This is a genomic window from Acidobacteriota bacterium, assembly GCA_018001935.1.
Taxonomy (GTDB): domain Bacteria; phylum Acidobacteriota; class JAAYUB01; order JAAYUB01; family JAAYUB01; genus JAGNHB01.
In genome coordinates this window covers 16,957-28,551 of the sequence record JAGNHB010000069.1, presented here as the reverse complement: position 1 = coordinate 28,551, position 11,595 = coordinate 16,957, and the positions used below count along the sequence as shown (strand labels likewise).

Annotated in this window: 9 protein-coding genes; 7 read left to right on the top strand and 2 right to left on the bottom strand. The window is 68.1% G+C overall.

The features are described from left to right. Positions 1-126 precede the first annotated feature (126 nt). The 4 genes from KA419_18585 to KA419_18570 all read left to right on the top strand — a co-directional run bounded on the left by KA419_18585 (position 127) and on the right by KA419_18570 (position 5,105). Positions 127-672, top strand: coding sequence for an FHA domain-containing protein (locus KA419_18585; protein MBP7867941.1), 546 nt, complete (start codon positions 127-129; stop codon positions 670-672). Beyond that, positions 672-2,234, top strand: a complete 1,563-nt coding sequence (locus tag KA419_18580; protein ID MBP7867940.1) for a bifunctional metallophosphatase/5'-nucleotidase — start codon at positions 672-674, stop codon at positions 2,232-2,234. The genes KA419_18585 and KA419_18580 overlap by 1 nt, the downstream gene beginning before the upstream one ends. Before the next feature lie 2 nt (positions 2,235-2,236). Further along, positions 2,237-3,493, top strand: a complete 1,257-nt coding sequence (locus tag KA419_18575; GenBank protein ID MBP7867939.1) for an ATP-binding protein — start codon at positions 2,237-2,239, stop codon at positions 3,491-3,493. A 97-nt stretch (positions 3,494-3,590) separates the two neighbouring features. Then, positions 3,591-5,105, top strand: a complete 1,515-nt coding sequence (locus KA419_18570) for a hypothetical protein (protein MBP7867938.1) — start codon at positions 3,591-3,593, stop codon at positions 5,103-5,105. 203 nt (positions 5,106-5,308) lie between these two features. Here KA419_18570 and KA419_18565 read toward each other — a convergent pair whose 3' ends face one another. Both KA419_18565 and KA419_18560 read right to left on the bottom strand, forming a co-directional pair. Continuing rightward, the gene (locus KA419_18565) at positions 5,309-5,938 is read right to left on the bottom strand and encodes a hypothetical protein (protein ID MBP7867937.1); all 630 of its coding nucleotides are present in this window, start codon (positions 5,936-5,938) and stop codon (positions 5,309-5,311) included. An 87-nt stretch (positions 5,939-6,025) separates the two neighbouring features. After that, a complete protein-coding gene (locus KA419_18560; protein ID MBP7867936.1) occupies positions 6,026-9,208 on the bottom strand; it encodes a SpoIIE family protein phosphatase in 3,183 nt (1,060 codons plus the stop codon). A gap of 1,158 nt (positions 9,209-10,366) precedes the next feature. Between KA419_18560 and rpsF the strand changes: the two genes are divergently transcribed. The 3 genes from rpsF to rplI are packed head-to-tail and all read left to right on the top strand — an operon-like array spanning position 10,367 to position 11,578. Continuing rightward, positions 10,367-10,813, top strand: a complete 447-nt coding sequence (gene rpsF / locus KA419_18555) for a 30S ribosomal protein S6 (GenBank protein ID MBP7867935.1) — start codon at positions 10,367-10,369, stop codon at positions 10,811-10,813. Between the two features lies 1 nt (position 10,814). Beyond that, positions 10,815-11,057 carry a 30S ribosomal protein S18 gene (locus tag KA419_18550; GenBank protein ID MBP7867934.1) on the top strand — a complete coding sequence of 81 codons (243 nt, stop codon included), beginning with the start codon at positions 10,815-10,817 and terminating at the stop codon, positions 11,055-11,057. 20 nt (positions 11,058-11,077) lie between these two features. Continuing rightward, a complete protein-coding gene (gene rplI / locus KA419_18545) occupies positions 11,078-11,578 on the top strand; it encodes a 50S ribosomal protein L9 (GenBank protein ID MBP7867933.1) in 501 nt (166 codons plus the stop codon). Positions 11,579-11,595: the final 17 nt, after the last annotated feature.

Here is an 11,595-nt window from a genome sequence, read left to right as displayed (position 1 = left end):
CCCCCATTCCTCCCGCACCCCCACCGCCGGGCTCGGCTCGCCCGGCGTACCTTTCCCCGTGTGATTTCCCCGGTTGTCGTTGTATAATTGTCTTCGCCATGGTTGCACGCCACCCCGGAGGGCAAGATGAAAAAATCGGGCCAGTATGACACGGAACGCATCGCGGGGTCCTGGTTCTGCCCCGCCTGCAAGTTCCCGGTCGAGGACTTCGAGAGCTCCACCTGCCTGGTCTGCGGTTTCGAGCTGACGAAACCGCCCACCCCCCCTCCCGTGGTCTGCGAAGCCTGCGGGACGCCCGTCACGCCCGGTCAGACCTCCTGCGCCGCCTGCGGGAGCTCCCGGTTGGCGGTGTCCCGGAAGGCCCCGGCGAAAAGCGTCCGGGGCCCCCACCTGGTTTCCTACTCCATTGACGGAAAGAAGGAAGTCTACCCGGTCATCGTCCCCAAGACGCGGGTCGGGCGCCAGTCCGACAACGACATCGCCTTCCCCAACGAGAAGTCCATCTCCGGCAGGCACTGCGAGATCGTGTTCCAGAACGGCCAGTTCGTCCTCCGCGACCTCAACAGCACCAACGGGGTCTTCGTCAACGGCGAAAAGATCCGCGAGTCTCCCATCCACAACGGGGACAAGGTCAAACTGGGCGTCAAGATGTTCCGATTCGAGGAGAAGTGATGAAACCGAGCGCGAACCACTTCCCGTATCGTCGTCTCGTGGGCAGGGCCGCCCGCCGGACCGCCCTGGCCGTCGCCCTCTTTTTCACCCTCCAGGCGGTGCTGCTCCTGGCGGCGCCCCCCGAGGGGCACACCCACATCACCATCCTGCACGTCAACGACATCCACGGGTTCATGCGTCCTTTCATGGACAAGTCCGCCCACCCCGACCACCCCGTCGGCGGATCGGCCTACCTCTCGGGCCTGATCGCAGAACTTCGGGCTGCCAACCCCGGCGGAACCCTCCTGGTCTCGGCCGGCGACATGTTCCAGGGCACCGCCGTCAGCAACCGCTTCTACGGCAAGCCCATGGTGGAGGTCATGAACTACCTCGGCTTCGACGGCATGGCGGTGGGGAACCACGAGTTCGACTGGGGGGTCGAAAAGCTGAACGAGATGATCGCCGGGGCGAAGTTCCCCTTCCTGGCCGCGAATCTGACGGACGACCAGGGCAAGCCCCTCCCGGGGATCAAGCCTTACGTAATCATCGAGCGTTCAGGGCTGAAGATCGCCCTCGTGGGGCTCTGTTCAACCTCCACCCCGCAGCTGACCTTCGCCGACCACGTCCGGGGCCTCCGCTTCCAGGCGCCTGAAGTAGTCCTTCCGCCCATCATGAAAGAACTCCGGGCGAAGGGGGCCCGCCTGGTGGTGGTGCTTTCCCACCTCGGCCTCCGCGGCGACGAGGAACTGGCCGAGAAGGTGCCCGGCATCGACGCCATCGTGGGCGGGCACGTCCACGCCCCCCTCTTCGAACCGGTTCTGCGGGGGAAGACCGCGATCGTGCAGGCCGGGTGCTACGGGATCTTTTTGGGCGTGCTGAACCTGCGGGTCCCGAAAGACCCCGGGGCCCCCGTCGAAGTGGAGGCCGGGAGCACGCTCCGCCGCATCATCGCCGGCCCGAACGCCCCCTGGGACGCGGCGGCAGATCGCCTGGTGGCCAACTATTACGACCGGATCGCCGACGAGTACGCCGAGGTGGTGGGCGAGGCGGCCGTGGAACTCGTTCACCCCCCCAGCGGCGAGTCGAACCTGGGCAACCTGCTCTGCGACGCCCTCCGGGCCAAGACGGGGGCGGACATCGCGGTGCAGAACAGCGGGGGCATCCGGGCGGGGATCCCCAAGGGCCGGATCACCCTCGAGCACGTGATGGCCGTCTACCCCTTCGAGAACAAGGTGGTCACCGTCGAGATGTCCGGGAAGGACGTGCGGACCCTGTTCGAGGAGATGCCCTTCTGGGGGAAAACCAGCCTGCAGGTCTCGGGGGCGAGGATCGTCTACGTCCAGGACCCCAGGGCACACCCCCGGCTCAAATCCATCGCCGTCGGCGGCCAGGCGCTGGACGAGTCCCGGACCTACCGGGTGACCATCAACGATTTCCTCCTGAAGGGCGGTGATGGTTACGAGATCTTCTCCCGGTGTAAAACGCCGGTCATCGGACCGCCGGTCCGGGACACCCTCGTGGAGTACATCCGGGCCCACTCCCCGGTCAGCCCGGCCATGGAAGGCCGGATCACGGTGGAGTGAGCATGCAGGGCCCGGCGAACGGTCCGGTGCAGGTCAACCCCCGGGACCTCGACCTCGTCGAACTGGAGGGGGAATACGTCCTCTACGCGGGTCCCCGCCCCCTGGTCTCCCCCCGCGGGATTCCCCTCGCGCACTCGAGCCGGAGGGTCGCGGAGCACGTGTTCCGGGAAATCCTGTGCGCCGGGGCGGCAGAGTTCGCCCCCCCCACGGGGTGCGCCCTGCTCGAGGCGCTCCGGCTGCCGGGAGCGCTCCCGCCCCCGCCCGACGACGCCGGGGGCGACCCGCTCCTCCCGCGGCCGACCAGGGTCCCGGACAGCCCGCCCGCCACCGACCCCGCCGAAACCCTGGCCTTCATCGACACCCACGCGGAAGCGCTGCCCCTGGCCTGCACCGGGGCTGCCGTGGCCGCAGACGCCCGCCGGCGGCTGTCCTCCCTGCTGGCCCCGGAGGGGAAAACCCTGCCGGGGGCCGTCCGGGCCCTCCGTCCCGAGGCCCTGGCGGCGGTGTCCCTGCTGGGCGCCGCCCACGGGGCCGGGCTGGCGCTGCCCCTTCTCCTGGTGGAAGGCCGGTTGACCCCCTCCGAGTACGCCCACGCCCTCTACGGTCTCCACTCCCCGCTGGCCGGCCGCTCCCCCGACGACCGGCCCGTTTCGACAGCCCCGGGCCCGGAAGCGCCGCGGGCGGCGGTCGACTGGGAATACCCGGCGACGGGCCTCGCGCGCCTGCGGGCGGAGGCCGCCAACCTCGTGGAACTGCTGGGGTGCCTCAAGGAGACCGGGGACGGCGGTGCAGACCTTGCGGCCCTGGTCCGGGGGGGCGAGAGCGAGCACCTGGAGTTCAAGTCCACCCTCCGGTTCAACCTCCACGCGGGGAAAAACGACCCGGCCATCGAGCACGCCGCCCTGAAGTCGGTGGCCGCCTTCCTGAACACCGACGGCGGGGACCTGCTGTTGGGCGTCGACGACGACGGGACGGTCCTTGGCCTCGAGGCCGACCGGTTCCTCAACGACGACCACCTGGCCCGCCACTTCTGGAACCTGGTCAAGACCGCCCTCGGCCAGGACCTTGCCCCCTTCGTCCGGACGCGCTTCGAGGAGACGGGGGGAAGGAAAGTCTTCCGCGTGACGTGCCGCCGGGGGCCCCGACCGGTTTTCCTCGTTCAGAAGGGGGCCCCCGACGAGTTTTACATCCGCATCGGCCCCAGCAGCGAGAAACTGGGTATCCAGGAAGCCCTCCGCTACACCGCCCACCGCTTCTGAAGCGGGAACAAACCGCCGCCGGAACCGTATGATTCCGGGACCGCCCCCGGCAACGCCGCGGCAACGGCCGAACCCAACCCACCCCGAGAGGAACAGCATGCTTTCACGAACACGTCACGCCCTCGTCCTGCTTCTGCTCGCGCTCTGCCTGTCGACCGGAGCGACGGGCGCCCGGGCCGCCTCCGAAAAGGCGCTCGAGGACACCCTGGCCCGATTCGAAGAGGCCTACGAGGCTGTCTCGATCCGCATGGGCGAAGCCTACTGGGCCTATTACACCACCGACGACAAGGGACGGCTGGAGGGGCCGAAGGCGGAGTTCGCCGCCCTCTTCGCCGACCCCGCCCTGAAGACGGCCGTCGGGGAGTGGTACCCGAAACGGGACGAACTCCGCGACCCGGTCCTCCGACGCCGGGTGACGGTGTGGCGGAACATGCTCCTCTTCGCCGAGGTGGAGTGCTCGCCGGAGATCGCCCCCCTCAAGCTCGAACTGGAGGCCCGCCTGGGCGCGGGCGCCCCGAAGCCCGGGAAAGACGAGGACGAGACCGAGGAGATGTTCCTCCGGTTGATGAAGCTTCGCAACGCGAAGGCGAAGGCGCTGGGGTTCCCCGACTTCGCCACCCTGATGCTGGACATCACCGAGACCGACGCCGCCTGGTTCGACCGCTTCACGGAGGACCTCGAGAAAGCCACCCGCGAGCCCTACGAGGCGACCCTCGCGGAACTGCGGAAGAAGACGGGGAAGGAGACCCTCGGTTTTCCGGACCTGATGATGCTCTTCGGGCAGTACATGGCGAGGGACGGCGACGAACCGGGCCCCGGGGAGGTGAACCGCCTGATCACGGAGACCCTCGGCGCCCTGGGCTACCGGCCCGGCGCCATCCCGAAGATCGTGGACCGCGACATGCCCGAGGGCATCGGCGGTCAGGGCTTCGCCGTCCGCATCCCCGACGACGTCCGGATCGTCGTGACGCCCAAAGCCGCGCTCAATGTGCGCCTTCACGAGATCGGCCACGCCACCCAGTACGCCCGGACCCGCGTGAAATGGCCCTCCCTCAAGGGTTACGAGTGGTGCTTCGGCAACGGCTGCTCCGCCTTCGACGAGGGGATGGCGGAAACCTTCGCGGGGTTTGCCGAGAACGACGACTGGCTCCGCCGCAAGCGGCGTCTGACCGATGATGAACTCGCCCGGCGGAACGAGAAGCAGCGGGCCGTCACCCCCCTGATGATCCGCTATTTCCTCGCCCACTGCCGGGTGGAGATCGAGGCTTACCGGAATCCCGGGAAAAGCCTTTCCGAGGTTCGCGCGGGGCTCAACCGGAGGTTCCTCCTGATCGACGCGGACGACCGCCCCGGGGGCATGGCCTCGGTGATCACCGTTGCCTACCCCGTCTACACTCAGAACTACCTCCTGGCCCGGATCGTGGCGTTCACGGTGCACCAGGCCCTGGAGAAGAAGTTCGGGAGGAATTACGCCTTCGACAAGCGCGTGGCGCCGTTCCTGGAAAAGAACCTCTTCCGCGACGGTTCCCTCCTTCCCTGGCGCGACCGCCTGATGAAGGGCCTCGGCACGGACATCGACGTCAAGGGCTTCCTGGCGCGGTACGGGATGTAGGCGCTTCAGCGCAGTATTTTTGGCAAAACGCGCAAGACTGGGGGACCTCGATGGGCTCCCGCCGCCTTCGGGGCGGGTTTGCCCTACAGATATTTCACCCCGATGACGGGGTGAAGACGCGGCGGGCAAAGCCTTCTGCGATGCCTCTTGTCCACTCGCTATCCGCGTCGGGACGACGCGTACGAACGTGCGTCGTCAAGCCTTCATTTGCCGCGGATTTTCCGCCAGACGTCGGGCCAGAACTCGGCGAAGAGGTTGCCGGCGAAACGCTCCAGGATGCCCCAGCCGGCCCGTTCGAGGCCGTCGTGCCAGTGGCTGCAGCTGGGCGGCGACCAGGTGTTGGCCGTGAAAGCGGCCGTGAGCAGGCCGGCGTACCGTGCCCAGGCAGGTTTGAGCCGGCCGCTCCGGTCGTAGGCCGTGAAGGTGGTCTTGAAGGCGTACCCGGTGCGGGACCAGAAGGCCCCCTCCCCCTGCCGCCGGTAGCGGGGGTCCTCGCCCCAGACGGCGCCGATCCCCGCCTCGACGCCGTTGGCGATGACGACGCAGGCCTGGCGACTCGCGAAGCGCTTGCCGAACCCCTCCCAGCCTTCACCCCACTCCTCCGGGCGGTTGAAGGCCGTCCAGAAAGCCGAGGTGAAGGTCCCCGCCGCCCAGTTCTCCAGGCCGAAGCTGGAGCGGGCGAACCACGACAGCCGGTCACGGGCGGTGGGCGGGGCCCAGGGTGACGGGGCCGTCCCCTTCGGATCACCCGCCGGCCCGACAGCCGGGGAAGGGCCCTGGGAGAACACGGGAACGAACACAATCCAGAGGGACAGGGTCAGGATCAATCTCATGGGCATCCTCGACGACAAGGGTTGAGCGCCTTGCAAAACGTGCCATCGACCTCTGGGCGATGGCTCAGACAAAGGGGCTCGGGCGTTTCACAGCCGGACCCCCAGCACCAGGATGTCGTCCACCTGTTCGTGGCCGGCCATCCACTCCGAGAGCACCTTCTCGAGAGCGTCCCGCTGCTCCGACATGGGTTTGCCCCACAACGCCCGCAGGGTATCCCGGAGCCGGGACGCCTTGAAGCTGTCGCCGTCCGCTCCCCCGAACTGGGAGGCGAAACCGTCGGAGAAAAGGTAGATCGTGTCGCCCCGGTCCAGTTGAAGCGTGTGGCCCGCGAAGGGGGCCGCGCCTTTCTTGTGGTGGTAACCCACCGGCATGCGGTCGCCTTTGACCTCGACGAACCCGTCCGGGTCCCCGGCGCGGAAGAGCCAGAGGGGGCGATGGGCCCCGGCGTACCGCAGGGTCAGGCGGTCCAGGTCCACGGCGCACAGGGCGATGTCCAGGCCGTCCCGGCTGGACCCCTCCTCCCCGGTCTGGCGAAGGGACTGGACGACGCGCTCACGCAGGCGCCCCAGGATCTCTTCGGGGGACAGGACCGGCAGGCCGGCGACGATCTCGTTGAGGAGCGAGATGCCCAGCACGCTCATGAAGGCGCCGGGGACCCCGTGCCCGGTGCAGTCCGCCGCCACGAGGAAGACCTGCCGGCCCACCTGCCGGGACCAGAAAAAGTCGCCGCTGACGATGTCCCGGGGGCGGTAGAGGAGGAAGTGGTCCGCGGCGGCCCCGTCGAGGGCGCCCTCCGGCGGGAGCATGGCCCGCTGGATCCGGCTGGCGTAGAGGATGCTCTTGGTGATGTTCCGGCTCTTCTCCTCGATCACCTCTTTCTGCGCCGTGATCTCCGCCGTCCGTTCCTCCACGGTCCGTTCCAGCCTCGCCTTGGCCCGGCGCAGGCGGGTGGTGTTGAGCGTGCTCAGTCCCCAGACCAACCCGACGGCGAGCAGGGCGTAGCCCAGGTAGGCCCAGGGGGTCCGGTACCACGGGGCCCGAACGGTGAACTCGCAGATCGCTTCGGTGCTGAACTGGCCGTACACATTGCGGGCCTGCACCCGGAAACAGTACGCCCGCTCGGGCAGGTTGGTGTACTCCCGCTTCGTTTCCCGGCTCCAGGCCGACCAGCCGGCATCGAACCCCTCCAGCCGGGTCCGGTACTCGACGCCGTTCGGGCTCGACCACGACGGGGCCGCGAAATCGAAGCGGGCGGAATTGCGGCGATAGTCCAGGACGGTCCCGCCGGCCGCCCCCGCGTGAACGGCACCCTCCACGGGGAGGCCGTCCGGCGTATCCAGCCCGAACCGGGCCCGCCGGACCAGGGCGTCGAAGGGGGCCGACGGCGCCGCCAGCGGCCCGCGGTAACGGTAGAGGCCCTGGTCGGCGGCGATCCAGACCGTCCCGTCGGGCTCGAGGGTGAAATCGTTCAGGAGGATGTCCCGCAGGGGGTTGAACGGGCCTTCCACCCACCGGGACGTCCCACCCGGGCCGGGGACCATGGCGCCGAGAAAGCCTTCCCGGGTCCGGGCGTCGTTCCCCTGGGCCCACATCCACCCGTTCGGGGCCTCGAAGAGGTTCCCGACCATCCGCGGCCGTCCCTGGAGAACCCCCGTCACCCGGTCGGACGGCTCGAAACGGCGCCGGGCGGGGTCGTAGCGATACACACCGCCCGCCACGGAGACGTACAGGTCCCCCCGGGCGGACCACAAGGACCGCTCGCTGGCGTCGGGTAGCCCCCGGTCCGGGCCGAATCGCACCGCCCGCCCGTTTTCCAGGCGGTGGACACCCAGGCTGGACGTGTTGAACCACAGGGCGCCGCCGGCATCCTCGGCGAGACAATCCACGAAGTCGACGACCCCGAAGTCGGTGTCGAGCAGCCGCCACCGGCGCTTCTCCCGGACGGCGACCGCCAGGCCCCGGGGTGTGGCGAGATAGAGGCGGGAGGGGTCGCGCCGCGGTTGGAGAAGACAGGCCACCTGCAGGCCGGGGATCACGGGGACCGCCCGGTCCTCCCCGACCTCGCACAACCCGCTTTCGGTGGTCCCGGCCAGGAGGATCGCTCGCCCCGGTTCATCGGGGGGGGTGAACCGGAGCAGGCAGATGGCGCCGCCCCGGACGCCGGGCACGTTCACGACCCGGTTGTCCTCGAGCCGGTGCAGGCCGTCGAAGCTTCCCACGTAGAGTCGGTCCTCGAAGCGAAGGGTCGTCGTCACGACGTTCTTCAGGCCATGGGCGCGGTTCCACCGGCTGAAGCCGGAGGCGAGGTCCACCCAGGCCAGGCCGTTGTTCAAGGCCAGCCACAGGTTCTGCTCCCGGTCCTGGAAGATCTTCTGGATCTCCTGGTTGTCCAGGCCGTCCCGGAAGTCCACCTGTCGCTGGACGCGACCGGCCGGGTCGAGGATGACCACGCCGCCCAGGTTCGTTCCCAGGGCGCAGCGGCCGTCCGCCAGGCGCGTCCCGGTGTAGAGCGTGCTGTTTCGAAGCAGTTCGTCCGCTTCCGTCTTCCAGGGCGTGGCCGTTGCGCGGGGGGCGGCGCCCGAAGCCGGGGTGAAATCCAGCAGGTAGCAGGCGTCGTAGGCCGTCCCCAGCAGGACCCGCCCGTCGGGGTGGGGCAGGGCGACGGTCACCAGGGACGGCTTGGCGCCCTCGACGGGGATGGCCCGGAATTCGTCGCCCCGGAGTTCCTTCAGGTCCTGCCACGACGAGCACAGGTACAGCCGGCCGTCCCGGACGAAGCACGTCCCGAACCCCATGTTGTGCTTGAAGGCCCGGATCCGCCCGCCCCGCAGCCGGAAGAGGACGTTGTCGTCGTTGAAGTAGACGTCCCCGCCCAGGCAGACAATGGTGCTGATGACGGTGAAATCCGGCCCCCCGGGGTCCTGACGGCCCCGGAGCGAAACGTACGCCCGGCTGCCGTCGGGCCGCGTCTCCAGGTAACCGAACTCCCCCCCCGCGCCCACGTAGACCCGGCCGGCGCCGTCCCGGGCGAAGGCCCGCACGTCGGTCTTCCGCGGCATCGGGATGGACCGCCAGGTCTCACCGTCGAATTCCAGCAGACCGTCCTCGTTGCCGACCAGGAGAACGCCCCGCTCGTCCTGGAAGATGGCCCAGTTCTGCCCCCCGGAGGCGTAGTCCCGGAACGAGTAGTTCCGGACACGGAGATGGCCGGCACCGTCGCTCGCCGATCCTGCGCAGGCGAGACCGAGGCAGAGGGCGACAACGAGCACTCCCAGCCATCGGGGGCCCTTTGGCCGCCGGCAGCCGGGCCGGTCGCCCCGCCCCCCCCGGGGCGGGCCGGCTGCCCCCGCAAGGGCCGGGCCGCGTTCGGTCCACCGGTCGGTTGGTTGGGCGTGGATCATGGACGGCGTCGCTCCGGGCGAGGTGTCAGTCGCACCATAGACGACGACGGCGCAAACGTCAACGGGTATTCGCAGGTTCCGGAGGCCTCGCAGCGGCTTGACATCCTCGGGGCCCACCCCTATGATCGTGGCGGGCGGCCCGGCGCCTCGCCGGCCCCCTGCGAGCCCGTGGATCCCAGGAGGCCCCATGCGCGTACTCCCCGTTTGCTTGATCGCCGCCCTGTCCCTGGCGGCGATGGTTGCCGCCCCCCCCGCCGGAACCGGGGGCCCGGGAGGGTCTCCCCCGCTCCCGTCCCTCTCGGACGCTCGACCCTGGCGGGAGGTCCTGACGCCGGCCGACGGGCACACCCTCACGGGGGACGTCCGGATCCTCGCGGAGTTTCCCATCCCGCAACTCGGGACGAAACGTCGGGCTTGGCGCCTTGGCGAGAGTCGATCCGGATCCTGGTCTCGCAAAGGCGCCAAGCTCGCCAAGAAAATCGGATAGCCCTCGAATTCGGCCAAGGTCCATGGAAGCTCGCCTTCGCCGTACCGCCGTGCCTCCGGGAAAGACGTTCCGGAAAGATTCTCACCAAGGGACGGAGGCGCAGGGAGGCGGCGTCTCCAATCACGGTCAAAGGGCCAAACGCCATCTCCTTGTCTCCTGTCTCCCGACGACGTCTCCTGACGGAAGTCTCCCCCTCCTTCCTCCTGCCTTCTGAATTCTGGATTCTTCGCTCCTGTGGTTCAGGGTTCCTTCTCCCGTATATCCGTGTCTATCCGTGTTCATCCGTGGTTCTCTTCCGGTTTATCCGGGTTGGGCCACTGCGCCCCCGTGCCTCGTTATTCGGTTCCGTGGCGGTGACGATGCCGGGACCGACTCCGAGGCGCGGGGCAGGGCGAAGAAAAAATGGGGGGGCGAAACAAAAATGTTGAAATCCTCGGAATCTGTGCTACTATGCCGACTTTCGTTCACGGATTCCTTCGCCACCGGGATCCGCGGGCGTGTCCCGCACAACAAAACAAAGAGGATGAAGGAGAAATGCGGTGAGTAAGTACGAAATGGTGTTTCTGGTTGCTCCCGACGCCCCGGAGGAGAAGCAGACGGAGTTCTGCGAGCGCCTGAAGGGTTACGTGAGCCAGATGAACGGCACGCTGGAAACCCTGGAACTCTGGGAGAAGCGGAAGCTGGCCTACGAGATCCGGAAATTCAGGGAAGCGTTTTACTACATTTTCCGCTTCGAAGGCGACGGGAAGCTCGTGGACGAGTTGGAGCGCCGGATGCGCGTGTCCGACGACGTGCTTCGCTTCCTGACCGTCCGGAAGGACGAGGAGCTGAAAGTCGAGGCCAAGCGTCGCGCCTACTACGAGAAGCGCCGGGAGCAGCTCGACCGGCGCCGCAAACGTGAAACCCCCTCCGGCGATCGGCCCGAGGGGTCTCACCGGGAGCGGTCCCGGACCAGGGTGGAAAGCGAGGTAACGACCCATGAGTGAAATGGATAAATCCCAGCGCAAATTCGTCTACCGGCGCAAGAAAGTCTGCCGGTTCTGCGAGGAGAAGATCCCGCACATCGATTACAAGAACTACGACCTGCTGCGGTACTACGTCCCGGAACGCGGCCGGATCCTCCCCCGGCGGCTCTCGGGGACCTGCTCGTTCCACCAGCGCCGGCTCAAGGAAGCGGTGAAACGCGCCCGGATCCTGGCGCTGCTGCCGCTGTCCTCCGACATGATGTAAGCCAGCGAAGGAGTGGAACCATGGAAGTCATCCTGATCGAAGACATGGAAAACCTGGGCCGGCGCGGCACCGTGGCCAAGGTCGCCGACGGGTATGCCCGGAACTACCTGATCCCGAAGAGAATCGCGATCGTTGCCACCCCCGGCAACCTCAAGGTCATCGAGAACCAGAAGCTGGTCTGGGCCAAGCAGGAAGCCAAGCTGAAGGACGAGGCGGAACTCCTGTCCAGGGCCCTCGGCGAGGTCTGCATCACGGTGGAGAAGCGGTCCGGCGAGGGCGACGCCCTGTACGGGTCCGTCACCTCGATGGAGATCGCCGACCACCTGCAGTCCCTGGGGTTCAACATCGACCGCCGCAAGATCCGCATGGATCACCCCGTCAAGACCCTGGGCGAGTTCTCCATCCCCATCCGGCTCCACCACGACGTCACCGCCTCGGTGAAGCTGGTGGTGAAGAAGGAAGGGGCGGAGCAGGCCGCTCCCGTCCCCCCTCCCGCCGCGGAAACGACCGAACAGGAATAGGGCGACGGTCCTCGACC